At 64.4% G+C, this 25,892-nt stretch carries 23 protein-coding genes; 14 read left to right on the top strand and 9 right to left on the bottom strand.

The genetic code is table 11. The annotated features are described in order from the left end of the window. Positions 1–2: 2 nt before the first annotated feature. Positions 3–917, bottom strand: a complete 915-nt coding sequence (locus B0G83_RS33015) for a LysR family transcriptional regulator (protein WP_105511525.1) — start codon at positions 915–917, stop codon at positions 3–5. A gap of 99 nt (positions 918–1,016) precedes the next feature. Here B0G83_RS33015 and B0G83_RS33010 point away from each other — a divergent pair, with 99 nt between their 5' ends. Genes B0G83_RS33010 through B0G83_RS33000 form a run of 3 tightly spaced genes read left to right on the top strand, consistent with a single transcriptional unit; the run spans position 1,017 to position 4,030 of the window. Further along, positions 1,017–2,321 (top strand): CitMHS family transporter, encoded by a 1,305-nt coding sequence (locus B0G83_RS33010; RefSeq protein ID WP_105511550.1) that lies wholly within the window; start codon positions 1,017–1,019, stop codon positions 2,319–2,321. A gap of 25 nt (positions 2,322–2,346) precedes the next feature. Further along, positions 2,347–3,717: an acyclic terpene utilization AtuA family protein gene (locus tag B0G83_RS33005; RefSeq protein WP_105511549.1), complete on the top strand. Its 1,371-nt coding sequence runs from the start codon at positions 2,347–2,349 to the stop codon at positions 3,715–3,717. A gap of 1 nt (position 3,718) precedes the next feature. Then, positions 3,719–4,030 (top strand): hypothetical protein, encoded by a 312-nt coding sequence (locus tag B0G83_RS33000; RefSeq protein ID WP_105511524.1) that lies wholly within the window; start codon positions 3,719–3,721, stop codon positions 4,028–4,030. Here B0G83_RS33000 and B0G83_RS32995 read toward each other — a convergent pair. Then, positions 4,027–4,698, bottom strand: a complete 672-nt coding sequence (locus tag B0G83_RS32995; RefSeq protein WP_258168428.1) for a TetR/AcrR family transcriptional regulator — start codon at positions 4,696–4,698, stop codon at positions 4,027–4,029. The two genes, B0G83_RS33000 and B0G83_RS32995, sit on opposite strands and share 4 nt — an antisense overlap. Positions 4,699–4,790: 92 nt before the next feature. On the opposite strand from B0G83_RS32995, the gene B0G83_RS32990 reads away from it, so the two are divergent. Continuing rightward, positions 4,791–5,825, top strand: a complete 1,035-nt coding sequence (locus tag B0G83_RS32990; protein ID WP_105511548.1) for an NADP-dependent oxidoreductase — start codon at positions 4,791–4,793, stop codon at positions 5,823–5,825. On the opposite strand, the gene B0G83_RS32985 is transcribed toward B0G83_RS32990, so the two are convergent. After that, on the bottom strand, positions 5,795–6,022 hold the full coding sequence (locus tag B0G83_RS32985) for a hypothetical protein (protein WP_105511522.1): 228 nt from the start codon (positions 6,020–6,022) through the stop codon (positions 5,795–5,797). The genes B0G83_RS32990 and B0G83_RS32985 overlap by 31 nt on opposite strands. 177 nt (positions 6,023–6,199) lie before the next feature. On the opposite strand from B0G83_RS32985, the gene B0G83_RS32980 reads away from it, so the two are divergent. Next, the gene (locus tag B0G83_RS32980; protein WP_258168427.1) at positions 6,200–7,519 is read left to right on the top strand and encodes an MFS transporter; all 1,320 of its coding nucleotides are present in this window, start codon (positions 6,200–6,202) and stop codon (positions 7,517–7,519) included. On the opposite strand, the gene B0G83_RS32975 is transcribed toward B0G83_RS32980, so the two are convergent. The 6 genes from B0G83_RS32975 to B0G83_RS32950 form a co-directional block, all read right to left on the bottom strand. Next, positions 7,516–9,780 carry a molybdopterin cofactor-binding domain-containing protein gene (locus B0G83_RS32975; protein WP_105511520.1) on the bottom strand — a complete coding sequence of 755 codons (2,265 nt, stop codon included), beginning with the start codon at positions 9,778–9,780 and terminating at the stop codon, positions 7,516–7,518. The two genes, B0G83_RS32980 and B0G83_RS32975, sit on opposite strands and share 4 nt — an antisense overlap. Next, positions 9,777–10,295 (bottom strand): (2Fe-2S)-binding protein, encoded by a 519-nt coding sequence (locus tag B0G83_RS32970; RefSeq protein WP_105511519.1) that lies wholly within the window; start codon positions 10,293–10,295, stop codon positions 9,777–9,779. The genes B0G83_RS32975 and B0G83_RS32970 overlap by 4 nt, the downstream gene beginning before the upstream one ends. Beyond that, positions 10,292–11,569: a c-type cytochrome gene (locus tag B0G83_RS32965; protein ID WP_105511518.1), complete on the bottom strand. Its 1,278-nt coding sequence runs from the start codon at positions 11,567–11,569 to the stop codon at positions 10,292–10,294. The genes B0G83_RS32970 and B0G83_RS32965 overlap by 4 nt, the downstream gene beginning before the upstream one ends. Before the next feature lie 272 nt (positions 11,570–11,841). Then, a complete protein-coding gene (locus B0G83_RS32960; RefSeq protein ID WP_105511517.1) occupies positions 11,842–13,056 on the bottom strand; it encodes an MFS transporter in 1,215 nt (404 codons plus the stop codon). A gap of 30 nt (positions 13,057–13,086) precedes the next feature. After that, positions 13,087–14,235: an FAD binding domain-containing protein gene (locus B0G83_RS32955; protein ID WP_105511516.1), complete on the bottom strand. Its 1,149-nt coding sequence runs from the start codon at positions 14,233–14,235 to the stop codon at positions 13,087–13,089. Next, entirely contained in the window at positions 14,232–14,885 is a 654-nt protein-coding gene (locus B0G83_RS32950) for a DsbA family oxidoreductase (protein WP_105511515.1), read from the bottom strand. Before B0G83_RS32950 ends, B0G83_RS32955 begins: the two co-directional genes overlap by 4 nt. A 124-nt stretch (positions 14,886–15,009) precedes the next feature. Between B0G83_RS32950 and B0G83_RS32945 the strand changes: the two genes are divergently transcribed. The 9 genes from B0G83_RS32945 to B0G83_RS32905 all read left to right on the top strand — a co-directional run bounded on the left by B0G83_RS32945 (position 15,010) and on the right by B0G83_RS32905 (position 25,847). Beyond that, positions 15,010–15,930, top strand: a complete 921-nt coding sequence (locus B0G83_RS32945; RefSeq protein ID WP_105511514.1) for a LysR family transcriptional regulator — start codon at positions 15,010–15,012, stop codon at positions 15,928–15,930. Positions 15,931–16,177: 247 nt separating this feature from the next. After that, entirely contained in the window at positions 16,178–16,870 is a 693-nt protein-coding gene (locus B0G83_RS32940) for a hydrolase (RefSeq protein WP_105511513.1), read from the top strand. A gap of 64 nt (positions 16,871–16,934) precedes the next feature. Further along, entirely contained in the window at positions 16,935–18,803 is a 1,869-nt protein-coding gene (locus tag B0G83_RS32935) for an amidohydrolase (protein WP_105511512.1), read from the top strand. 39 nt (positions 18,804–18,842) lie between these two features. Beyond that, positions 18,843–20,312, top strand: coding sequence for a mechanosensitive ion channel family protein (locus B0G83_RS32930; protein ID WP_105511511.1), 1,470 nt, complete (start codon positions 18,843–18,845; stop codon positions 20,310–20,312). A gap of 201 nt (positions 20,313–20,513) precedes the next feature. After that, positions 20,514–21,155 carry an HD domain-containing protein gene (locus B0G83_RS32925; RefSeq protein ID WP_105511510.1) on the top strand — a complete coding sequence of 214 codons (642 nt, stop codon included), beginning with the start codon at positions 20,514–20,516 and terminating at the stop codon, positions 21,153–21,155. Positions 21,156–21,181: 26 nt separating this feature from the next. Beyond that, the gene (locus B0G83_RS32920) at positions 21,182–21,454 is read left to right on the top strand and encodes a DUF1427 family protein (RefSeq protein ID WP_105511509.1); all 273 of its coding nucleotides are present in this window, start codon (positions 21,182–21,184) and stop codon (positions 21,452–21,454) included. Between the two features lie 86 nt (positions 21,455–21,540). Further along, positions 21,541–22,488, top strand: a complete 948-nt coding sequence (locus tag B0G83_RS32915; RefSeq protein WP_105511508.1) for a glyoxalase — start codon at positions 21,541–21,543, stop codon at positions 22,486–22,488. After that, positions 22,478–24,013, top strand: coding sequence for an alginate export family protein (locus tag B0G83_RS32910; RefSeq protein ID WP_105511507.1), 1,536 nt, complete (start codon positions 22,478–22,480; stop codon positions 24,011–24,013). Before B0G83_RS32915 ends, B0G83_RS32910 begins: the two co-directional genes overlap by 11 nt. Positions 24,014–24,095: 82 nt before the next feature. Continuing rightward, positions 24,096–25,847, top strand: coding sequence for an FAD-dependent oxidoreductase (locus B0G83_RS32905; RefSeq protein WP_105511506.1), 1,752 nt, complete (start codon positions 24,096–24,098; stop codon positions 25,845–25,847). The last annotated feature ends 45 nt before the right edge of the window (positions 25,848–25,892 follow it).

Genomic DNA, 25,892 nt, shown 5'->3' with positions numbered 1-25,892 from the left:
AATCAGATCACGCCGTGACCTTCACCTTCTGCGCGCAACTTTTCCAGCAGAAGCTCGACGAATTTTTCAGTCAGCGGAGGCAGCGTGCGGCCGCGCTTTTTGATCAACGCGATGGGCCGCACGAACGCTGCGTCGCGAATCGGTCTTGCCACCAGGCCCGGTTCGGCCAGCACCTCGCGAGCAGTGCCCGGAAGAATGGTCACGCCCAAGCCGCCACGCACCATGGCCACGGCTGTCATCATGTAGGTCGGTTCACAGGCGATCTCGGGCGTGCAGTCGGCGTCGGCCAGCGCCGCGTCGACCACCGCCCTGACACTCGTGCCTTGCGCCGTGAGTACCAGCGGTACGCCGGCGAGATCCTTGAGTTTGACGAGGCGACGCCGTGCGAGCGGATGCGCCTTCGGACACACGGCGACGAGACGGTCCACGCCGGCATACAAGACCTCGAAGCCCGGGTCGGCCAGCTCGCCGCCGGTCAGGCCGATATCCACGTCTTCATTGCGCACCAGCGTATTCACCATACTGGCCACCACGTCGCGAATATGGAAGCCGGCGCGCGGCACCTCGTTCTTTAACGCCTGGATCAGATCGGGCAGCAGGCTGGCGGCGAAGGTGGGCAGGCACGCCATGCGTACGGTTCCGCTCGAACCGTCGCCGAGCGCTCGCGCGTCGATCAGGACATGCTCCATGTCGCGCAGCGACTTTTGCAGCACGGGCAGCAATTCGCGACCCGCCGGGGTCAACGCGACGTTGCGGCTATTACGGTCGAACAGCCGCACGCCGACCGTTTCCTCCAGCCGGCGAATCTGCACGGTCAACGCGGGCTGCGACAGATGCAGGCGCGTGGCTGCCCGCGTGAAGTTGCCGGTTTGCGCCACGGCGATGAACGCACGGATATCGCGAAGATTGAGATCCATTATGTTTTTTGATTGCTGCTATCGAATCATTTCAATTGATTTATCGCAGTGCCGAAATTACGCTGGTTCGCATCAGAAAACAAGTTCGGAGACACGCACATGCTGCCATTGCTGGGGCTGGCCACCATCGTCGTCCTGCTCGGGGCGATCCTGTCGAAACGCATGTCGCCGCTGGTCGCACTGATCATCGTGCCGATCGCGGCGTCGCTGATCGGCGGCTTTGGCTTGCAGACGAGCAAGTTCGTGATCGATGGCCTGAAGAGCCTCGCACCGGTCGTGGGCATGTTCGTGTTCGCGATTCTGTACTTCGGCACGATCACCGACGCGGGCACGCTGGACCCGATCATCGACCGCATCTTGCGGGCGGTCGGCACCAGGCCGACGCGCATTGTGATGGGCACCACGCTGCTCGCGCTGCTGATCCACCTGGACGGCTCCGGCGCCGTCTGTTTTCTGGTCACCATTCCCGCGATGCTGCCGCTCTACGACCGCCTGAAAATGGATCGGCGCGTGCTTGCCGCCGCTGTCTCGATGGCGGCGGGTATCAACTTCCTGCCGTGGACCGGACCGATGATCCGCGCGTCGGCGTCGCTTCATCTGCCGATTTCGGCGCTGTTCAATCCGCTGATTCCGGTGCAGATCGTCGGGCTGGTGTTCGTCTTCGGCACGGCGTTCTGGCTTGGGCGGCGCGAAGCCCGGCGCCTCGGTTACTCGGGCGCCGACGATTCGGTGCCGATGCCCAAACGCGAACTCAGCGCCGAGGAACAGGCACTGCGCCGCCCGAAGAACTTCTGGTTCAACATCGTCCTCACGCTGATCGTGCTCGGCACGATGGTGGTCATGGGCGAGAAGATTCCGCCCGCGATCATGTTCATGGTGGGATTGTGCGTCGCGCTGATGGTGAACTATCCGAACGTGGACATGCAGCGCAAACGGATCGACGCGCATGCACGCGCGGCGCTGATGATGGCGGGCATTCTGCTCGCCGCGGGCGTCTTCACCGGCATCATGCAAGGCAGCGGCATGCTCAAGGCGATGGCGCAGGCCGCGGTCGGCTTCGTGCCGCCCGCGCTTGCCAGCCATATTCCGGTCGCGCTCGGCCTCATCTCGATGCCGCTCAGCATGCTGTTCGATCCCGACTCGTTCTACTTCGGCGTACTGCCCGTCGTGGCCGAAGTGGCCGGACAACTCGGCGTGCCGGCGGTGCACGTCGGCCAGGCGGCCTTGCTCGGTCAGATGACCACGGGATTCCCGGTGAGCCCGCTCACACCCGCCACGTTTCTCGTGGTCGGACTGTGCGGCATCGATCTCGCCGATCACCAGAAATTCACGTTCCCACTGCTGTTCGGTGCTTCGATCGTCATGACGGTCGCGTGCGTCGTGCTGGGCATTTTTCCTCTGTGAGTCTTTTTCAATGGACGATACGCGTATGACTGCAACTCGGACTGCAACCCAGGGCGCACGCCGTGTGCGCATCGGGGCGGGGGCGGGCTACGCCGGCGACCGGATTGAACCCGCGGTCGAACTGGCGGAACACGGTGCGCTCGACTATCTCGTGTTCGAATGCCTCGCTGAACGCACGATCGCGCTCGCGCAGCAGGCGCGCCGCAACGATCCGGCGCTCGGCTACGATCCGCTGCTGGCCGCGCGCATGAACGCGGTGCTGCCCATTGCGGTGCGCAATGGTGTGCGCGTGATCTCGAACATGGGGGCGGCCAATCCACGCGCGGCCGCGCGCAAGACCGCGGAGATCGCGCGGGCGCTCGGCCTTGGTGGCCTGAAGATCGCCGCCGTGACGGGCGACGATGTGCTCGACGTCGTGCGGCAAGGCGATTTCCGTTTCGAAGAGTCCGGTGAGAGCGTGGCGTCGTTGGGCGAGCGGCTGGTTTCCGCCAACGCGTATCTCGGCGCGGCGCCGCTTGTCGATGCGTTGGCGGCCGGGGCCGACATCGTCTTGACGGGGCGCGTGGCGGACCCGTCGTTGTTCACGGCGCCGCTCATCCACGAATTCGGCTGGGACATGACCGATTGGAATACGCTCGGCCAGGCGACCGTGGTGGGGCATTTGCTGGAGTGCGCGGGCCAGGTGACGGGCGGCTATTTCGCCGATCCGGGCTTCAAGGACGTCCCGAATCTCGCGCGGCTCGGCTTCCCGATCGGCGAGGTCGGCGCGGACGGCTCGGTCGTCATCGCGAAGGTGGCCCATGCCGGCGGGTGCGTGACCGAAGCGACGTGCAAAGAGCAACTGCTCTACGAGATACACGATCCCGCGCGTTATCTGCAACCCGATGTCGTCGCCGATTTCACACAGGTTCGGGTGTCGGCCGAAGCGCGTGATCGGGTGCGCGTGACGGGGGGGCGCGGAACGCCGCGCACCGGCACGCTGAAGGTATCGGTGGCGTATGTGGATGGCTACGTCGGTGAAGGGCAAATCTCGTATGGCGGGCCCGGCGCGGTCGAGCGTGCGCGTCTCGCACTCGAGGTCGTGCGCGAGCGGTTGGCGTTGACCGGTGTCGAGACCACCGAACTTCGGTTCGATCTGATCGGCGTGAATGCGTTGCACGGCGAGACGGCCGGCGCGCGCGGCGCCGATCCGTACGAAGTTCGCTTGCGTGTGGCGGGGCGTACCGTGTCGGTCGCGCAGGCTGTACGAATCGGCAACGAGGTCGAGACGCTTTACACCAATGGCCCGGCGGGCGGCGGCGGTGTGACGAAATCGACCCGCGAGGTGCTGGCGGTTCAATCGATCCTGTTGCCGCGAGTCGACGTCAAACCCACCTTCGAATTTGTGGAGGCATGACATGAAGCTCAGAGAGTTGGCCCATTCGCGTACCGGCGACAAGGGCAATACATTGAACGTGTCGGTCATTTGCCGCGATGCGAACGATTACGAGCATGTGCGTCGCGAGTTGTCGGCGGAGCGGGTGAAGGCGCATTTGAGCGAGGTGGTTCGCGGCGACGTGGTGCGCTACGAGTTGCCCAATCTGGCGGCGTTCAACTTCGTGCTGGGGCAGGCGCTCGGCGGTGGTGTCACGCGTTCGCTCGCGCTGGATGCACACGGCAAGTCGTTGAGTTCGGCGTTGATGGATCTGGAGATTGCCGGCTTGCCTTAGTCACCCGTTCCACGCACGGCCGGCTTGGCAGCATGGCGTCGACGCCGCCTGAGCAAATACGCACCGACCATCTCCACCAGCTCCTGTTTAAGCACGGGCAAACCAATCGTCCCCCGATGCGCGGCGTCATGAATCACACCCGCTACCGCCGCCGAGACGACTTGCGCGGCGGCGTCCGCGGATTCGCGGTTACGTGCGTCGTCTTCATCCGGCTGCGCGATCAATGCCGCATAGCAGCGCAGATACTCCGTCTCGAACCGGTCATGAACCGACTTCGGTCCACGCGCGCGCGGCGCTTCTTCAAGCAGCACACGATGCAGCGCCGGGTTAATGCTATGAACCCCGATCATGCCGTCGACCAATTGCTCCACACGCCGCGCCAATGGCAACGTCTCATCGCCGATTGGACGTAGCACGGCGAGAATCTCGTCGAAGTGGCGAGCCGTGATGGCTTCGGACAAGATCAGCTTGTTCGGAAAGTACTGGTATAGCGAGCCAATGCTCACGCCGGCGGCCTCGGCAACTTCATTCGTCGTGAAACCGGCCCAGCCGCGGCGGCCCAAAACCTGAGCCCCGGCAATCAGAATCGCTTCGACCGTGGCACGGGAACGCGCCTGACGCGGCTCTTTGCGCATGCTCGAAGGACGTGTGGGAATGCGAGTAGCCAAGTGTCTGCTCCCGGGAGAATATGAGCGCTATGCTCACATTGTTCGACACGTTTGGCAATGACGTGCGCGCAAAGCCTCGCGAGGATTTTCAAATGACCCAAGCATTCCCTGCCACCCGCCGCGAAGTTCGTCTCAAGTCGCAGCCCGAAGGTTTGCCCCACGCCGACAACTTCGAGATCATTTCGACGCCGCTGAAGACACCCTCCGATCACGAGGTGCTGGTTCGCAACCGCTATTTCCTGCTGTCCGCGTCGCTGCGCATGATGATCAGCAAAGGCGCGCTAGACATAAAAGGCGTACCGTTCCCCGCTTTGCACGAAGGCGACCCGCTGGCGGCCGAAGCACTTGGCGAAATCATTTCGGCCCCTGCGGGCAGCGGTTTTTCTGTAGGCGACCTGGTGCTGCATTTTCAGGGCTGGCGCGATTACGCAGTGGTTGCCGCGACGGATTGCCAGCGGGTCGTCGGACGATTGCCCGACCCGATTGCGTATCTGGGGCATGGCTGGACCGCCTATGCTGCGTTGACTCGCGGCGTGGAGATTCATCCGGGCGACACGGTATTCATTTCCAGCGCGGCCGGGGCGAACGGATCGATGGCCGGGCAGATCGCGCGTTTGCTGGGCGCGGGGCGAGTGATCGGCAGCACCAGTTCCAGCGCGAAGGCGGCACGCCTCGTGTCCGAGTTGGGTTACGACGCGGCGGTGTACCGTGGCAGTACGCCGATCGCCGAGCAACTGGCCGTGGCCGCGCCGGAAGGTATCGATGTGTTTCTCGACAACGTCGGTGGCGAACAACTGCAGGCGGCGATTGCGACCGCGCGTGAAGGCGCGCGCGTGGTGATCGTCGGCACGCTGTCGGGGCAACTAGCGAGCCACGGCGCGGGCAGAACCGCGCCGGTCGAACTGGACTCGGTGCAACTGCTGGTCAAGCGCATCACACTGCGCGGCTACAGCGCCGACGACGATCCCGACGCTTACGCAGAGTGGATTCAGCAATTCGCGCGATGGCTGGAGGCGGGCAGCATCCGCTTTCCGCACGAGATCATCGACGGGCTCGATCATGCGCCGCTCGCGTTGGAGCGGGTGATTCGAGGGGACTACTTCGGGACGGTGTTGATCAAACCGTAATCAAAAAAACAGGAATCTCCAGCAGCCATCAACTGCCCATCACTCCCGTATCCCGAAGCTTCCGCCGTTTCGCGTACCACGTCGTCCGCTGTCGGCGTTTGCTTCAGCGGCGCAAAGCGCTGCGGCGACCGGGCGGGCGGCGCGAATGTGTCCAGTTTCCGAATAGGGCGCGGATGGTGATCGAAACGGATGTGCATGCTTCGATTCGTGTCGAAGCATCGGCAAGCGGGCGGCCCCTACACTCGTCTTAACTTCTTTCGACCGAGGCACGCGATGACCGCCAACCTTCATTCCGCCATTGAAACCGTCGCCGCCAACGCGGCCGTCCGCTGATCGTGGCCGCGCTCGCGCCGACTCGCAGCGCCGCGTCCCGTGTGCTTGCCGCCACCTGTATCAGCTATACGGTGGTGCTGCTGGACGCGTCCATTGTCAATGTGGCGCTGGGGGAAATCAGCCAGTCGCTGCGCAGCAACATAGCGGGCCTCCAATGGGTCGTCAACGCCTACACGCTGACCTTCGCGAGTCTGCTGATGACCGGCGGCGCGCTCGGCGACCGGCTCGGCGCGCGCAACGTCTACCTCACCGGACTCTCGGTGTTCGTGCTCGGCTCGGTGCTGTGCGGATTCGCGCCCGACCTCACGACGCTGACGTTGGCGCGCGCGTTGCAAGGCGTCGGCAGCGCGATGCTGGTGCCGTGCTCACTCGCGCTGATCAACGACGCGTACCCGTTGCCCGCGAGTCGCGCGGCGGCCGTGAGTTTGTGGATGGGTTGCGGTGGTGTGGCGATGGCATCCGGACCCTTGATCGGCGGGCTGCTGATTCATCTGCTGGGGTGGCGCAGCATCTTCTTCGTCAACGTGCCGATTGGGCTCGCCGGGATCTGGCTCGCGCAAGCGGTCGAACGCACGGCGTCGCCAGGCACGCGGCATGTCGATCTACCGGGACAACTGGCGGGAATCGTTGCGTTAGGGTCGGTGATCGGCGTGCTGATCGAAGGGCATCGGCTCGGCTGGCAGTCCGCGCCGATCGTCGCAGGTATCGTGATCAGTGGCGTCGCGTGGGTCGCGTTCTTCGTGATCGAGACGCGGACCCGGCATCCCATGCTGCCGATGCAGTTTTTCCGCAATGCATTGTTCTCGGCGTCGACGTGGGTGTCGATGGTGTCGGCGTTCGTTTTCTACGGCATGTTGTTCACGTTCAGCCTGTTTTACCAGCAGGCGCGCGGCTATTCCGCACTCGACACTGGCCTCGCCTTCCTGCCGATGACCGGCATGGTCGCGCTGGGCGGCCTGCTGTCGAGTCGAATCGTGAAGCGGCTGGGAGCGAGGGAGTCGATGTGTATCGCGTTCGCGCTGTACGCGTTGGGCGCCCTCGGCATGAGCCTCACGACCGTGGCTTCGCCGTATTGGGCCGCTGTCGTGCCGATGCTCGCCATCGGCATGGCGTCCGGCTTTATCTCACCGGCGGCGACTTCGCCCGCGCTCGGCACCGTCGATAAAAACCGCGCAGGCATAGCCGCCGCCGTGTTGAATTCGGCGCGTCAAAGCGGCTCCGCGCTGGGCGTGGCGATCTTCGGCACGTTCATTTCGAGCGCCCACGTGTTTCAGCAGGCGATGAACCTGATTCTAGGCATCGTGGTGACGCTGTCGATGCTCGCCGCCTGTGTGTGGTGGGTGGCGTCGCGGTCGCGCTAAACATCGATCCGCTTGCGCAGACTCTCGCCGGCCAGCGGCATATCGCGCAAGCGCTGACCCGTTGCATCGAACAGCGCATTGCCGAGCGCCCCCGCGGCCGGACCCATCGACGCCTCGGCGACGCCCAGAAACGGCATGCCGGGTCGGTTGATCAGATGCACGTTCACGCCGCGCGGCACCGCCGAAAACCGCAGGATCGGATAACTGCTCCAGTCGAAGCTGCGGATTCGCGAGGTATCGAACTTGAGTTCCTCGTATAGCGTCCAGCTGGCCGACTGAATCACGCCGCCTTCGATCTGGTTGCGAATGCCGTCCGGGTTGACCCCTTGCCCGCAATCCACCGCGACTTCGGCATGTTCGAGAATCACCTGACCCGTTTCCGGCACGACCGAAATCTCCACGGCCATCGCGACATAAGCCATCAGGTTCTTGTACTTGCCGAACGCAAACCCGACTCCGTGATTGCGCTTGCGCGCGGCACGCGGCCAACCGAATTTTTCAGCGGCGAGTTTGATCACGTCATGCGCGCGCGGATCCTGCATATGCTTGAGTCGGAACGCGACCGGATCGGCGCCCGCGGCGGCGGCCAGTTCGTCCATGAAGGTTTCGATCGCGAAGACGTTCATGTGCGCGCCGAGCGAGCGCATCGCCGAGGTTTGCAACGGCATGGTCGGCGAAAAATTGTTCATGACGTGCACGTTCGGCAACGCGTACAGCGGAATCGCGTTGCGGTCGCCGCCGCCTTCAGGCTGCACCATCGGCACGGAAGGCGCCGACACGAACGGCTTCGCCAGCATGCGCGCCGGCAGCAGCCGGCCCGCGTTGACGATCCGCTCATTGTGCGAACTGCTCCACAGCGCGTAATTCCAGTCGACGATACTGCCGCCCGCGTCGAGCGACGCGCTCACCTCCGTAACCATCGCGGGCGTGAAGTGGTCCCACGTGTGTTCCTGTTCGCGCATCCACTGCACCCGCACCGGCTGGCCCGGCAGTTCGCGCGCAATCAACGCGGCGTGCGCGGCGGCGTCGTCCGCGCCGTTGTGGCCATAGCAGCCCGAGCCTTCCATGTGGACGCAACGAATCTGCTCCTTGGGCAGCGAAAGCATTTCAGTGAGCCCGTCGCGCAGTGGGTAGACGCCTTGCGAATGGGTCCACACATTCATCACGCCGTCCTTGAACAGCGCGACCGCACAGGACGGCCCAATCGAACCATGCAGCATGTAGCGCTTGCTGTATTTCGCGCTGAGCGTTTTGACGGACGTGCCCGCCGCGCCGTGCGTATTGGCGATCTCGATGTGCTGCGTGGAGATCGTCTTCAGATCGCGATGCACGGTGGCCGGATCGGGCAGCGTGCGACCGGCGCTCCATTGGCTGCCGGCCGCGAGCGCGCGCTGCGCCTGCACCGCTTGCCATTCGCCTTTGGCGACCACGGCGAGCATGCTGCCGTCGCGGATCACCTTGATCACGCCCGGCATCTTCAGGATCTCGGGCGTGTTGGTCTGCAGCAGTTGGGCGTCGTACACGGGCGGCATCACCACGCGAGCGTGCAGCATGCCGGGCATCGTGATGTCCTGCACGTAGCTCACGCCGCCGGTCACCTTGCCGGGAATGTCGAGCCTCGGCATCGAGGTGCCGATTACGTTGAAGGTGGCGGGATCTTTCGACGGCGACACCGGTGTCGCCATACGATGCAGATCGACGAAGCCGACCGCCTGGCCGTAGGTCATGCTGCGGCCGTCGGGCGTTTTGATCACGGCGTTGCGCACATTCAGCACGGTGCTGTTCACGCCGAACTTCGCGGCCGCCGCGTCGACCAGCAGGCCACGCACCTGGGCAGCCGCGTTCAGCAATGCGCTGCCGCTGTCGGCCATTGTGTGGCTACCGGCAGTCAGCCCTTCGTCCGGCGACGCGCCAGTGTCGGCGGTCAGGAACGTGATCAGCGCGGGCGCCATGTCGAGCTCTTCGGCCGCGACTTGCAGCAGCGCGGTACGCACGCCGGTGCCGAGTTCGACCTTGCCGGTGTAGACGGTCACCTTGCCGGCCGGATCGATCTTGATCCACGCGTCGAGATACGGATTGGTCTTCAGGCTGCCGGCCAGCGTCTGGGTCGCTTTGCCGATATGCACGGCCGCGCCTTCGTCGGCGATCACTTCCTGCGCCATCGCCCTGACGCCGGGGAACAGGCTGAAGCTCACCACCAGCGCGCCGGACATCAGGAAGCGGCGGCGTCCTTCGTTGACGTCGTCGTGATCGAGGCTCATTGCGCGCCTCCATGAGCCACCGCGCCGTAAGTGGCAGTAGATGCCGCCGCCGTATACGGCACGGGTAAATGCGCGACTTCGCGAATCGCCGCGAGAATGCGCGTATGCGTGCCGCAACGGCAGAGGTTGGTTTCCATATGGTCGAGCAACTCGCGCTCGGTCGGGCGCGGATTGCGATCGAGCAGCGCCTGCGCGCGCATGATCATGCCGGCGATACAGTAGCCGCACTGCGCCGCCTGGTGATCGATAAACGCCTTCTGCAACGGACCGGGATGCTCGGCTGTACCGAGACTTTCGATCGTGCGCACGGCGCGCGTGCCGATCGCCGACACTGGAATCAGGCACGAGAACGTTGCCTTGTCGCCGACGATCACGGTACAGGCGCCGCATTGGCCGAGGCCGCAGCCGAACTTCGCGCCATGCAGATGCAGGTCGTTGCGCAGCGCGTACAGCAGCGGCGTGGAGGGATCGATATCGAGCGTGTGCTGCACGCCATTGACGGTAAGGGTGATCATCGCGCGTTGTTCTCCTTTCTGACTTTGGCGACCGTCGCCTCGACGTCCTGCCACGGATCGCGCTGCGAATACGCGGCGCGAACGTAGGTCGCCAGATCGGCGATCTGCTGGTCGCTATAGACCTCGCTGAAGGCGGGCATGTAGTTCATGCTGTCCTCGCCCTGCCAGCCGTTGCCGCTGAGGATCATCTGCGCGGTGTTGCGCGGCGTCGTCGCGTTGATCGCGGTGCTGAAGGCGAGGGTGGGGCGTTCGCCGATCGACTGCATCGGCGCGGCGGGGCCGTGGCACTGCGCGCACGAGGCGGCGAACAGCAGCGCGCCGCGTTGCGCGCCGGGCGACGTCGCGTCTTGGGCTGCCACGTTGGTCATGGCGGGCAGCGGTTTCTGGATCGACAGGATGTAAGCGGCGATCGCTTGCACGTCTTCTTCCGGCACGGTGGCCAGGTCGCGCGTGACCGGCAGCATCGGACCGGCCGCCGCGCCATGTTCGCCGGCGCGGCCGGTGCGCAGATAGGTCACGAGCTGCTGCTGGGTCCATGGCTTGGGCGCCGCGCCGAGCGCATTGAGCGCGGGCGCTTCCCAACCGTCGACCACGCCGCCGTCGAACGCATGGCCCAGCTTTTCGCCGCCAATCGCATTGAGCGGCGAATGACACGACGCGCAGTGCCCCAGGCCATCCACCAGCAGCTTGCCGCGATTCCACTGAGCCTCTTTCGACGCATCCGGTTGCTGCTCGCCGGGACGCAGGAAGAACACGTTCCAGAAGGCGAGCGGCGGGCGGAAATTCAGCGGGAAGATCAGGTCGTTGGCGGGCGCGGTCGCGTGGACCGGCTCACGCGTCATCAGATACGCGTAGGCCGCCGCGACGTCGCGATCTGACATGCGGGTGAAGTGAATGTACGGAAACGCGGGATACAGCAGATGCCCGTCGCGCGCCACGCCATGACGGACCGCACGCGTGAATGCCTCGAGCGACCAGTTGCCGATGCCGGTCTGCGGGTCGGGCGTGATGTTGGTCGCGTAGATCGTGCCGAACGGCGTGGCCAACGGCAGGCCACCGGCGAACGGTTTGCCGCCCTTCGCGGTATGGCAGACGATGCAATCGCCGAGCGCCACGACACGCGCGCCCGCGAGCCGCGTCTGCGAGTCGAACGACGTAGCGGCCGGTGGCGCAATGGGTTCGATGGCGGGGTTCCACGCCAGCAGCAGGAAGACGGTCAGCGCGGCGATGATGACCACGCCGCTTGCCGTCAGCAGTTTTGACTTGCGGGTCATTCACGCACCTCTCACTGAAGTCTTGATTTAAAGAACGCGCATGCGCGGGGTGGCGCATGCGAGTGTGGGGACGAGCGCCGTCACCGTCGGATCCCAACGAATGGAATGACACGGTTTTTTATTGCAACGATGGAAGGTCGTGCCGGCGTTTTGACTCGATGTAGCTAGCGTATCGCCAACGTCATGAGAACTCCTGAAGCCGGACTAAAAACTTGTTAATCCGGACGGCGCGATGCCGTCCGGCGGCCCTGCCTGAATCGAAACTGAAAGCGTTATGCAATGCGCGCTGCGTGCGGCCGGCCGATCACGAGATAGTGCGCCAGCGCAATCAGCGGGAAGGCGGTGGCGACACTCGCGACCAGCGTCCAGCCGCCGTGCTCATAGAGCGGACTGGCCAGCGCCGAACCGAATGCGCCGCCCACGAAGATGCTGGTCATATACAGCGCGTTCAGCCGGTTGCGGCTCGCCGCGTGCAACGCGTAGATTTCGCGCTGGCCGAGCACCATGTTCATCTGCACGGCGAAGTCGAGCACGATGCCGGTTGCAACCAGGCCGAACACCCCCCACGCCGGATGAATCAAGGCCGGCGCAAAAGCGAGCGCGCCCACCACCAGCGCGATCAGCGTGGCGCGCATCGTATGGCCGCCGTCGGCGAGACGTCCTGCCACCGGTGCCGAGGTCGCGCCGATCGCGCCGACCAGCGCGAAGATGCCGATCGCGGTCTGCGAGAGCCCGAATTGCCGCGTCAGCTCGATCGGAATCGCGGTCCAGAAGAGGCTGAACGAAGCGAACATCAGCGCCTGATACAACGAGCGGTGGCGCAGCACCGGCATCGTGCCGACCAGGTGGCCGAGCGAGCCGATCAGTTCGAAGTAGGTCGCCTTATGATCCGGCTGGCGGCGCGGAATGGTCAGCGCGAGCACGCTCGTGACGATCGCCATCAACACGGCGGCGCCGCCGAACACCGCGCGCCAGCCGAAGTGTCCTGCCACCACGCTGGAGATCGGTCGCGACAGCAGAATGCCGAGCAGCAGGCCGCTCATGATCGTGCCGACCACCTTGCCGCGCGATTCGTCCGGCGCGAGGTGCGCGGCGAGCGGAATCAGGATCTGCACGGCGACCGAGCTGAAGCCGATCAGCAGCGAAATCGCGAGGAATCCGCCGGCGTGATGCACGAAGGTCGCAGCGGCGAGACTCGCAATCGACACCAGCGCGGTGGCGATCATCAGCTTGCGGTTCTCCAGCAGGTCGCCCAGCGGCACGAGGAAGAACAGACCGAGCGCATAGCCGATCTGCGTGAGCGAAACGATCAGGCTGGCGGTGCCGGTGGACATGTGAATGTCCGGCGCGATCAATTCGGTGATCGGTTGCGCGTAGTACAGATTCGCGACGATCGCGCCGCAGCAGAAGGCGAACAGCGCGATCAGTCCGCGTGTCAGTTTGACGTGGCCGGTACCGATCGTCGTCGTGGATGCCTGGGTCGACATTGCAACTCCCTAAAAAGAAAGAACGTGAACTCAGCGAGCGATGTTCATCACCCGGTCGCCGAGCGAAATACCGAGATCGGTCATCAGACGGCCGCGTTGCAGCTGCTGGTTTTCCCAGCGCTTGAGCGCGGCGTCGATCGTTACGCCGCTCTGCCATGTCGACGACAACGCCCGCGCCAGCGCATGCGCATTCGCGGCGGCCTTCGCGGTGCTGCCGGCCGTATGCGGACGCGGCACCGAGGCGGCGTCGCCGAGCAGCACCGCGCGGCCGAACACCATGCGCGGCGAGCGCAGATCGACGATCGGCTGCATGAACGGATCGTCGGTGCCGTCGACCAGCGCGCGAAATGTCGGCGCCAGCAAGGCCGCGGCGTCGTCGCGTAACACGGCGACGTCGGCGCGCTTGGCCGAGCCCGGCGGCAACGAAAACGCCCGCGGCTGGCCGTGCCGGTCGATCAGCAAACGGTCGAGCTGCTCGCGGCTGTACTTGCGATACCACACCCAGTTCCAGCGACGTTCGCCGACCGCCGTCGAGTCGCGCTCGCCCGGAATCAGATAGGCGAGTGCCGAGTGCTCTTCGCCCTGCTGAAACGTGAAGCGATCACGCAGCGTGTTCGCGGCCTGCAACGGCAGGTTCGGTTCCTCGACGAGTCCGCGCCATGCGACATAGCCTGCATAGGCGGGCACGATCTCGGGCAACAGCCGCCGCCGGAGCGTGGAACGGATACCGTCGGCACCGATCAGCAGATCGGCCTGCTCGGTGCGCCCGCTTTCGAATTGCGCGACGATCTGCTCGCCGTTCATGCGGAAATCGGTGAAGGTCTCGCCCGCATGCTGCGACTCGGCGGGCAAGGCCTCTTTCATGGCGCGATACAGCAGGCTCCACGACGTTTGCATCTGCGGCATATATAACTGCTCGACGCGGTGGTCGTCGCGATCCAGATAGATGCGCTCGCCCGACGCCACGCCCGGCGGGTCCGGCAGTGCGACGCCGGCAAACTGCAGCGCGTCCAGCACATCCGGCTGCAGCACGATGCCGCCGCCGCGGCTGTCGAGCTGATTGGTCGAGGTTTCGAACACGTCGACCCGCCAGCCCGCCGCCCGCAGCGTGGTGGCCGAAAACAGGCCGCCCAGTGAGCCGCCGATCACGACCGCGCGCGGTTGTTCGAGGGCTTTCATGCTGCGTCCCTCCGCGCTGCCGTGCACAGTGCCTGAACGAACACCGTGGGCGGCTGCGCGCCGCTGATCGCATGGTCGTCGACCACGATCGTGGGCACTGCCTGAACGCCGCGCCGGTCGGCTCTTTCGCGCGCCGCGTCGATCTCCAGATCGCCGGCGGTGCTCGCCAGGTAAGCGCGCACTTCGTCAGCGTCGAACGTATGCTCGGCGGCGATCGCGACCAGCGTGTCGAGCGAGCCGATGTCACGGCCTTCGGAGAAGTACGCGGCATGGATGGCCTGATACAGCGCGGCGGTGGCGCGCGGTTCATTGCGGCACTGCGCGAACTGCATCAGCCGATGCGCGAGACGCGTGTTCGGCGTGCGCAGCACGCGGTCGTAGTCGAACAGTGCGCCGGCGCTTAGGCCGGCGGCCGTCACTTGCGCGTCCATGGCCTGCGAGCGCGCCCAGCTGCCGAACTTGAGGGTTCGATAGGCGCGCCGCTCCATGCCTTCGACGGGCATCGACGGGTTCAGCTCGAACGGCACGTAGCGAATCGATACCGTCTCGGCGACGCCGGAGTCCGCCAGCGCCGCAGAAAGATTCCGTTGGCCGATCCAGCACCACGGGCAAATAAAGTCGTAATGAACTTCCACCTGAATGGCTTGCATGTTGCACCCCTCACTAGGTAACGGATGCAGCTTATACGTTGCGTTCGTGACGCGGAATATGGCTAAAATGCAAACCCGCGTTGCGTTTTTTGCAATCAAACCACTGCCGACACCGCTATCGACCATGGACAAATTCCTTGCCGTTAAAACGCTGCTGGAAGTCGCCGATGCCGGCGGCTTTTCGAAGGCCGCGCAGCGCCTTGGCGTGGCCACGTCGTCGGTCACGCGCCTGATGGACGCGCTGGAAGCGTCGCTCGGCACCGCCCTGCTGACCCGCACGCCGCGCAAGGTCAGCCTCACTGACGCCGGCATCGCTTACGTCGAGCAGGTCGGCAAGGTGCTCGACGATCTGGCCGAGGCGGACGAGAGCGTGTTCGACAGCGGCGCGTCGCCGGTTGGCTCGCTGCGCATTTCAGTGCCATCCACCTTCAGCCGCTTGTGGCTCGCGCCGCACCTCGCCGCGTTTCTCGCCGACCATCCGCGCGTCTTTCTCGACGTGGTGGTGGCCGACAACTTTCTCGACCTCGCGCTCGAACGGATCGACGTGGCGATCCGCATCGGCCGGCTGGATCGCGACCCCAACCTGATCGTCAGAAAGCTGGCCGACAATCCGCGCTACGTCGTCGCGAGCCATAGCTACCTCGAACAGCACGGCACGCCTCGCACGCCGCAGGAACTCGCTGGTCACGAATGTCTGCGTGTCGCGTACGGCGGCGGCTATCGCACTCGACAGATGTGGACCTTCCGCCGCGACGGCGAAGAAGAGCGTGTCGAGGTGCGTGGGCGTTTGCTGTCAAACGGCCTCGACATCCTGTTCGAAGCGGTGATGGCGGGGCGCGGCATCGCGCTGCTTCCTGGGTGGCACGTCAGCGCCGAAATTCGCGCCGGTCGTCTGATGCGGTTGTTCGAAGCGTACGACGCCAGTCCACATCAGGGCGACGCCGTGGTCTATGCCGCGTATCTACCGAATCGCCGTCACTCCAGCAAAGTGCGCACGCTCGTTCAGTTTCTCGAGGCGCGGCTGCAAGGTGCGCTCGAAGGCTGAATCCGGCCACTGAAGTGTAAAAAAAGCGCCCGCTTAATGTCCTGCAAAAAAATGAATAGTTCTGAGGGTGGTACGCGCGAGGCATCGTCCGTGGGTTCTGAAGCTTGATATTTTTTAAGAACGATTAAGGGCTTCGACAAGGACGTTGCGAAAGGCCGTGATTAGACTGGGTCTCAGTTTTTAACGCACTTCAGGCAAGTGCGGCATGTCTCCCATGTCAACTCACCCTTTTAGGACTTACATAGCCATGGCTAATCCGAAACTCGAAGTGCTGACCCCGGCAAACTCCCAGCTCATTTTCATCGACCAGCAACCGCAAATGGCTTTCGGTGTTCAGTCGATGGATCGTCAGACGCTTAAAAACAATGTCGTCGGGCTCGCCAAGGCAGCGAAGGTATTCAACATTCCCACCACGATTACGTCGGTGGAATCGGAAAGCTTCTCGGGCTACACGTACCCGGAATTGCTGGACGTGTTCCCGGATCACAAAGTGCTCGAACGCACGTCGATGAATTCGTGGGACGACCAGAAAGTGCGTGACGCACTGAAGGCCAACGGCCGTAAGAAGGTGGTGGTCGCCGGTCTGTGGACGGAAGTGTGCAATAACACGTTCTCGCTGTGCGCCATGGACGAAGGCGACTACGAAATCTACATGGTCGCCGACGCGTCGGGCGGCACGTCGAAAGAAGCGCACGACTACGCGATGCAACGCATGATCCAGGCCGGCGTGGTGCCGGTGACGTGGCAACAGGTGCTGCTCGAATGGCAACGCGACTGGGCGCACAAGGAAACGTACGACGCGGTCATGAAGCTCGTCAAGGAGCACTCAGGGGCGTACGGCATGGGCGTCGACTACGCGTACACGATGGTTCACAAGGCGGCTCAGCGCACGGCGCAGCAGCACGAAATCCTCGCCGCAGTGCCGGCGAAGACGAAGTAAGCACGCCCGCTTGCCCTGAATAGCTCCGCGCATTTCACGCGGAGCGCTCCCTATGAGGATCGCCATGACTCCCAGTACTTCCGCGCCGACGCCGGCCGACGTCGTCTTCTTCAACGGCAAGATCGCCACGCAGGACGATAAGCGTTCGTTCGCCGATTCGATCGCCGTCGCCGACGGCCGCGTGGTCGCCGCGGGTTCCCGCGATGCCGTGATGCGGCATGTCAACGACAGGACGCGGCATGTCGACCTCCAGGGGCGCACCGTCATTCCCGGTCTGAACGACTCGCACCTGCATATCATTCGCGGCGGCCTGAACTTCAACATGGAATTGCGCTGGGACGGCGTGCCGTCGCTCGCTGACGCGCTCGACATGCTGCGCAAGCAGGTGGCCCGTACGCCGGCGCCGCAATGGGTACGCGTGGTGGGCGGCTGGAACGAATTCCAGTTTGCCGAACGCCGCGGCCCGACGCTCGAAGAAATCAATGCGATCGCACCGGACACGCCGGTGTTCATCCTGCATCTGTACGACAGCGCCTTGCTGAACGCTGCCGCGCTACGCGCGGTCGGCTATACGAAAGACACGCCGAATCCGCCGGGCGGCGAGATCCAGCGCGACAAGCGCGGCAATCCGACCGGCATGCTGATCGCACGGCCGAACGCCGGGCTTCTGTACGCGACGCTCGCGAAGGGCCCGAAACTCGCGCTGGACGATCAACGCAATTCCACGCGCCACTTCATGCGCGAGCTAAACCGGCTCGGCGTGACCAGCGCGATCGACGCGGGCGGCGGCTACCAGGCCTACCCGGACGACTACGCCGTCATCATGGAGCTGGCGAAGCACAACGAACTGACCGTGCGGATCGCCTACAACCTGTTCACGCAGAACGCGAAGAAGGAGATCGAAGACTTCGCGAAGTGGGTGAAGATGACCAAGCCCGGCGAGGGCGACGACTTCCTGCGCGTGAATGGCGCCGGCGAAATGCTGGTGTTTTCGGCAGCGGACTTCGAAGACTTTCTCGAACCGCGTCCCGATCTGCCGGACACGCTCGAAGTGGAACTCGAAGCCGTGGTGCGCCTGCTGGTGGCGAACCGTTGGCCGTTCCGTCTGCACGCCACGTACAACGAGTCGATCGAACGCTTCCTGAACGTGTTCGAACGCGTCAACGCCGACATTCCGTTCAACGGACTGCGCTGGTTCTTCGACCATTGCGAAACGATCACGCAACAGAATATCGAACGCGTTCGCGCGCTGGGCGGCGGCATTGCGATTCAGCACCGCATGGCGTTCCAGGGCGAGTACTTCATTCAGCAATACGGTGAAGAGGCGGTCAAGCGCACGCCGCCGATCCGCCGCATGCTGGACGCCGGCCTGCCGGTCGGGGCGGGTACGGACGCGACCCGCGTCGCCAGTTTCAATCCGTTCGTCTCGCTGTACTGGATGGTGTCGGGCAAGACGGTGGGCGGCACGCAGATGTATGCGGCCGAGAACAAACTCGATCGCATGGAAGCCCTGCGCCGCTACACGGTGGGCAGCGCATGGTTCTCGAACGAAGACGACAGGAAGGGCGCGCTGGTGCCAGGCCAGTTCGCCGACTTCGCGGTGCTCAGCGAAGACTATTTCAGTGTCGACGAGAGCCGCATCAAGTTCCTCGAATCGGTCATGACGGTGGTGGGCGGCAAGGTCGTCTACGCCGCCGACGAATTCGCGCCGCTCGCCCCGCCCGCGCTGCCGGTCAGCCCGTCATGGTCGCCGGTCGCGGAGTTCGGTGGCTATAGCCGCTACAAACCGACTGCGGTGGCCTGCGTGGACGGCTGCGTGAATCTGTGCGGCGTGCATGCGCATGCGCACGGCTGGGCATGGCGCAAGAACGTGCCGGTCAGCGATTCGAACGGCTTCTGGGGCGCGCTGGGATGTAGCTGCTTCGCCTTCTGAGCGTTACCGGTTCATCCCACCCCGCGAGCGAGGACCTGTATGCCGACTTTGACTGACGGTGTGTTGTTCGGCCTCGGCATTCTGGTGCTCGATTTTCTCGCGTGGCGGTTCATGATCCGCACGAGCGACCAGGCGCGCCTTGCATTCCGGGCGCTCCTGTTCGCTCTGTCTACTTACGTGCTGTTCAGTTCGGGCATGAATCCGCTGCGCGCGGCGCCGTGGCCCGATCAACCGCTGCGTCATCTGCTCGCGCAAGTGCTGGAAGTGGTCTGGTGGCTGCAAGGCGCGCGGCTGCTGACCATCGTGCTGGATCGCACCGTGCTGCCTGAAACCTGGCACAAGGAACGTCTGTTTCAGGACGTATTCGGCGCGTTGCTGTTTCTGGCCGCCGCGGTCGGCGCGATCGCCTTCGTGTTGCAACTGCCGGTGCGCGGATTGCTCGCCACCTCCGGCGCATTAGCCGTGGTACTCGGGCTGGCGATTCAGAGCACGCTGAACGACGTGTTTTCCGGCGTCGTGCTGAACGCCACCGAACCGTTCCGGATTGGCGACTGGGTCACGATCGGCGAGGTGGAGGGCAAGGTGATCGAGAGCAACTGGCGCGCTACCAGCCTGTTGAACGGGCAGGGCAATATCGTCGTGATCCCGAATAGCATGGCGGCGCGCACCAACATCGTCAACGCGAATCAGCCCTCGCATACGCATGGCATTAGCGTCGTGCTGCCGATCAAACCGTCGATCCGGCCGGCGCTCGTGCTGGCGGCGCTGACGAACGCCGCGCAGAGTGCCGAAGGCGTGCTGGACGATCCCAAGCCGGTGGTCAGCGTGCGGCGCGCGACCAACGACGCGATCGAATACGAGATCGTCTGTTATGTCGCCGAACTCGGCAGAAAAATCGAGGTGCGCAACGACCTGTTCGATCTCGCGCACCGGCATCTGGCGTCGCGTGGCGTGCTGTTGCAACCGCTGTCGGTGCCTGAACCCGCATCCACCGGCATGACCGAAAAGCAGCGCCTGCTGCGCAACGTGCTGATCTTCCGCACGCTCGAAGACAACGAATTGACCGAACTCGCCGCCAAGCTCACGCGGCACGAATTCGATGCGGACGAAACCATTTACACGGCCGCGGACGAGAGCGGCCACGAGCTTCACATTCTCGCGCAAGGGGTGGCCAAGGCGGTCGTCTCGAAGGACGATGGCGAGGTCGAGTTACGCCGCCTCTCGCCCGGCGACTCGATTGGGCAGTCGGGGATTCTGGCGGGTGTCAGAACGGCGGTGATCGTACGCGCCATGACGCGCGCCACCGTGTTCCGGCTCGACAAGACCGCGTTGACGCCGCTGCTTGAGCGGCGCCCCGAGGTGGCGAAGGAAATGTGCCGTCTGCTGTCGGAACACCACGCCACCGAGGAATTGCTGCTGGCGTCCCCGCACGACGTGGAGGACAACCCCGGCGGTCTGCTGCAGTGGATTCGCGACGGCGTGCGGCGCTTCCACGAGCTGACGCTATGACGGCCATGCCTGACCTGCGTGGCATCGATCGGATCGGATCGGTTCGGTTCGATCCGGCATAACCGTCGCGTCGATTAAGTCTTTTTAAGGATGGACCAAAGTCTTAATGGGGTTAAGTCGTTACGCTGCAATGGAGTGGACCTGACCTCGCTCCGTCCTGCCTGGCTTGGCGGCGGGGACGTCCCAAACGGAGGACTTGAGATGAAGAAAACCATTGCCGGCGTGGACATTCCCGATGGCGTAGTGGCTCAGGCAGCAAGCGATCTGATGCGCAGCATGGAATCCGAGTTGATGTTTCATCATGCGCAGCGCGCGTTTCTGTTCGGCGCGTTGGCGGGGCACCGCGACAACCTGACGTTCGACGCCGAACTGTTGTACGTCGGCGCGATGTTTCATAACGCCGGGCTGAACCTGAAGTATCGAAGCTCGCCGCATCGCTTCGAAGTGGACGGCGCGAATGCCGCGCGCGAGTTTCTGCAGCAGCACGCCGTGGCCGAGAGCGACATCAAGGAAGTCTGGACTGCGATTGCATTGCATACGACGCCGGGTGTTCCGCAGTACATGTCGCCGCTGGTGGCCATGATCAGCGCCGGCGTGCAGATGGACGTGCGCGGCGAGCGCTACGACGAATTCACCGCGCAGCAGCGCGACGAAATCGTGCAGGCGTATCCGCGCGAATCCGGCTTCAAGAAGAAGCTGATCGAAGCGTACGCGCGCGGCATGGAGCATCGTCCCGCGACGACCTACGGGACCGTCAATGCCGACGTGCTGGACCGGTGGGATCCGAACTACCGACGGCTGAATTTTTGCGGACTGGTGCTGGGCTCGGACTGGTCGAATTGAGATGGATTCTGGAAAGGAAATAAAGCATGGGCTACGTCATTTCACTGGGCGTCGGTTTCGGCGTCGGATTGCTCTACTGGCTATTGAAAGTGCAGTCGCCGGCGCCGCCGCTGATCGCGCTCGCCGGGCTGCTCGGCATGGTGCTGGGCGAGCACGCGATACCGGTCGTCAAGGCGCAGTTCTTCGCGCAGGAACAAACGCAGGGCCAGACCCAGCCGCAACCGGCGCAGGTCGCCCAGGCGAACGGCGGCGCGGCGCAAAAGGTCGCCACGCCGGGCGCGCCGAAGGACGGCGGCTGAGCGCCGCTCGCCTCGCCTGAACTCAGACCGCCTCGCCGTGCCGAGGCTATCCATTCAATCGTTGCTAACACAATCGGGTAATCCAAATGTTCAAATCGCTGCATCGGTTTCGTCCTCTCGCGCTGCTGTCCGCCGCGCTGCTGATCGGGTTCGCGCCCGTTTCGTCCGCTTTCGCCGACGCCGGCCCGGCGGAAGTGCCTGGCGCTAAAACCGCGCTGGTGAAGCACCCCGACGTGTCGGTCGGGGCGCAGTACGACACGACGCACGTGTACGTGGCCGAGGCCGACCTCGACGCGTTCGTCAACAGCTTCATCGCGACGTTCGGTGGCAAGGCATCGCCGCGCGCCGTGTTCACCGTCACGCCGACGCCGAGCAAGACCGCGTCCCAATACGTGCAGACGCCGGTGGGCATGCTGTCGGTGTTCGGCTTCGAAACGCCGGTGCCGTATCCGTTCGGCAATGAGCGCACCGGTTATCTGGTCACCGACATCGATCAGGCCGTGAAAGCCGCGCGCGCGGCCGGCGCGGACGTGCTGGTCGATTCGTTCGACGACCCGATCGGCAAGGACGCGATCATTCAATGGCCGGGCGGTCTGACAATGCAGCTCTACTGGCACACCAAGGCACCGAACTATGCGCCGCTGCAGAGCGTGCCGGATAACCGCGTGTATGTGTCGCGTTACGAAGCGAACAACTTCGTGCGCCGTTGGCTGCACTTCTCGCACGGCAAGGTGGTGTCGGACAATCCGCGCGCGGATGCCGGCGTGATCGGCCGTCCGGGCGAAACGGTGCGCGAGATTCAGATCGGTTCGGGTTTCGGCCGCATGGTCGTGTTCGTGACGGACGGCAAGCTGCCGTTCCCGTTCGGACGTGAGACGACCGGCTATGCCGTCGCCGACGTCGCGCAAACGCTGGAACGCGCGCAAGCGGCCGGTGCGAAGGTGCTGAGTCCGGCGTACACGAGCGGCGCGCACAAGACCGCAATGCTCGAATTCCCTGGCGGATACATTGCCGAAGTGCACGATGGTCAGTGAAGCAGTCGTCGTGAATGGATCGGCGTCGAGCAACGCCGGGAGCCGGGCGCGTCGCGATAGCGCGTTGCGCGCCGCTCGTGCGTTGCTGCTGAGCACCGGGCTGGCGGCGGCGTTGCCGGCCGCGGCCGCGGTGAATACCGCGCTGGGCAGCGCGGACGATACCGCGGCCGGCAGCGACAACGTGGCCGCGGCGGCCACACCGGCGGCCTCGTGCGCGCGGCCGGCGATCATGTTCAACCGCTGGCAGGAAAACTGGTCGGTGCTGGCCAATCCGTGCGTGCCGAAAAAGCCGTTCGATTCGTTGAAGTACATCCCGTTGTTCGGCAATCCCGACGCTTATATTTCGCTGGGCATGGTGTGGCGTGAGCGGGTCGAAATGAACGACGCGCCACTCTTCGGTCTGGGCAGTGGGCATGACGATACCTATCTGCTGCAGCGACTCGAAGTGCACGCCGACGTGCGCCTCGGCCCGCATGTGCAGATCTTCACGCAGATCGAAAGCGCGCAGCCCTACGGCAAGGACAACGTCACGCCGGTCGACAAGAATCCGCTCGACTTGCGTCAGGCGTTCGTCGCGATTACCGAACCGCTCGGGCCGGGCACGTTCAAGTTCCGCGTCGGCCGCCAGGAAATGGCGTTCGACTTGCAGCGGTTCATTTCCGTGCGCGACGGCCCGAACGTGCGGCAGGCGTTCGACGCCGTCTGGGCCGACTACGAGACCGGCCCATGGCGCTGGATCGCGTATGCGTCGCAGCCGGTGCAGTATCGCGACAATGCGGATTTCGACGACGTCTCCAACCGCGACCTGACGTTCAGCGGCGTGCGGGTGGAGCGCAAAGGCGTCGGACCCGGCGACGTGTCCGCGTATTACTCGCGCTACAACCGCAGCAATGCGCGCTTTCTCGATGCCACCGGCAACGAGCATCGCGACGTGTTCGACGCGCGTTATGCCGGCACGCTCGGGCATATCGACTGGGACGTCGAAGGCATGTATCAGTCGGGGCACGTGGGCAACAAAACGATCGGCGCGTGGGCGGTCGGATCACTGGCGGGCTATACGCTGGCCTCCGCACCGTGGACGCCGCGTCTCGGCGTTCAGGTGGATGCCGCCTCGGGCGACAACCATCCGGGCGACGGCCGCATCGGCACGTTTAATCCGTTGTTTCCGAACGGCTATTACTTCGCGCTGGCCGGCTACACCGGTTACGCCAACCTGGTTCACGTGAAGCCGACGCTGACGCTCAAACCGAACAGCAAGCTGACGCTGCTCGCGGGCGTGGGTCTGCAATGGCGCGAGACCACCGCCGACGCCGTCTATCAGCAAGGCTCGGCGGTCGTGCCGGGCACGGCGGGCCACGGCACTAGCTGGACCGGTTTTTATACGCAGTTGCGCGCCGATTATGCGGTTGCCGCCAATCTCACCGCGGCCGTGGAAGCGGTGCATTTTCAGGTGGGACCGTCGTTGCGCGATCTGGGCGCGCGCAATGCCGACTATATCGGCGCCGAATTCAAGTTCGGCTGGTAACGGGCTCTTAACGGGCCGGTCAAGGTAAAGCGGCGTGGTTCGCAATTCGTCGTCACGATGACGCGCTAGAAGAGGTCATGTCATGAGCACCCCGGATTTTTCCGTCACCGGCGCAGCCGCGGTAGCCGCGCCGTCGGAACTCGAGTTTCCGTTTTCGTCGCTGGAATACCGGCGGCATCAGATGTTCCCGCGCCTGTCGGCGGCCGAGATTCAGAGTGTGCGCCGCTTCGCCCGGCCGATGTCGTTCAAGGCGGGCGAGTTCATCTTTGAAGCCGGGCGCGTGGCGCTCGGTCTGTTCGTGCTGTTGCACGGGCGCGTGCGGATCGAGTCGCGCGACAGTTTCGGCCGCGCGACGCTCGTCACCGAGCATGACGACGGCCATTTCATGGCGGAGATGGCGCAGCTGTCCGGCAAGCCTGCCTTGATCGACGGCATCGCGCTGACGGAGGTCGAGACGCTCGTGATCGAGCCGGAGCGGTTGCGGGCCTTGATCGTCGCCGACGCGCAACTCGGCGAGCACATCATGCGTGCGCTGATTCTGCGGCGGCTCGGGCTGATCGAGCAGGGGCTCGGACCGATTATCGTCGGCAATGGCGACGACGCGCGGCTCGTCAGGCTGCAAGGCTTCCTGCGCCGCAATGCCTATCCGGCGACGGTGATCGACGCGCGCAGCGATCCCGAGGCGATCACGTTGCTGGGTGGCATGACCACCGGCCCCGGCGATTTTCCGCTGGTGTTCTGCCCGAACGGCTCGGTGCTGCGTGCGCCGGACGAAGCGCAACTCGCGTCATGCCTCGGGCTCGTGCCGACCTTCGAGCCTTCGCATGTGTACGACGTCGCGATTGTCGGCGCGGGGCCGGCGGGACTCGCCGCCTCCGTCTATGCGGCGACCGAGGGCTTGTCGGTCGCGGTATTCGATCAACGCGCGCCGGGCGGCCAGGCGGGCGCCAGTTCGCGGATAGAAAACTATCTAGGCTTTCCGACCGGCATTTCCGGTCAGGCGCTGGCCGCGCGCGCGTTCCAGCAGGCGCTAAAGTTCGGTGCGCATCTGGCGATTCCCGGCAAGGTCATGTGCGTGGAGCGGCAGGACGATCTGTTCGTGCTGTCGCTGTTCGACGGGCAGCGCATCAGCGCCCGCACGGTCGTGGTGGCGAGCGGCGCGGCGTATCGCAAGCCCTCGGTGCCGGGCTTCGAAACCTTCGAGGGACGCGGCACCTATTACTGGGCATCGACCATCGAAGCGAAGCTGGTGAAGGGGCAGGACATCGTGTTGATCGGCGGCGGCAATTCGGCCGGCCAGGCGGTGGTGTTTCTCGCCAACTTCGCGCGCAGCATTCGCGTGCTGATTCGCGGCGAGGATCTGTGTTCGAGCATGTCGCGCTATCTGATCGACCGTATCGGGTCGCTGCCCAACGTGACGCTGTGCACGCGTTGCGCGCTGCAAGGACTCGATGGCGATGAAGCGGGCCTCACGCAAGTGCGGATTCGTCGTGAGGACGAGCAGCGCGGCGCAACGATCGACGAAACCATCGAAACGCGGCATCTGTTTCTGTTTATCGGCGCGGACCCGAAGACCGATTGGCTCGGTGCGAGCGGCGTCGAACTCGATAACCGAGGCTTCGTCGTGACCGGGTTCGCTCGCAGCGAACCGCACGGGATGTCGCCGCAAGCGAGCGCGCGCTTTCCACTCGAAACCAGCGTGCCGGGCATGTTCGCGGTCGGCGACGTGCGCTCGGAGTCGGCCAAACGCGTGGCCGCGGCGGTGGGCGACGGCGCGGCCGTGGTGAGTCAGATTCACGCGTATCTGAGCCGGACGGCTGCCGTGGCCGCATAGCGTTGCGGTTCGTGCGCCGGACGTTTGCGCTTGCCTGATTGCGGA

This window comes from Paraburkholderia sp. BL21I4N1, assembly GCF_002973525.1.
GTDB lineage: Bacteria > Pseudomonadota > Gammaproteobacteria > Burkholderiales > Burkholderiaceae > Paraburkholderia.
Note: the sequence above shows the minus strand (reverse complement) of the source record. Positions and strands in the feature narration are given on the sequence as shown.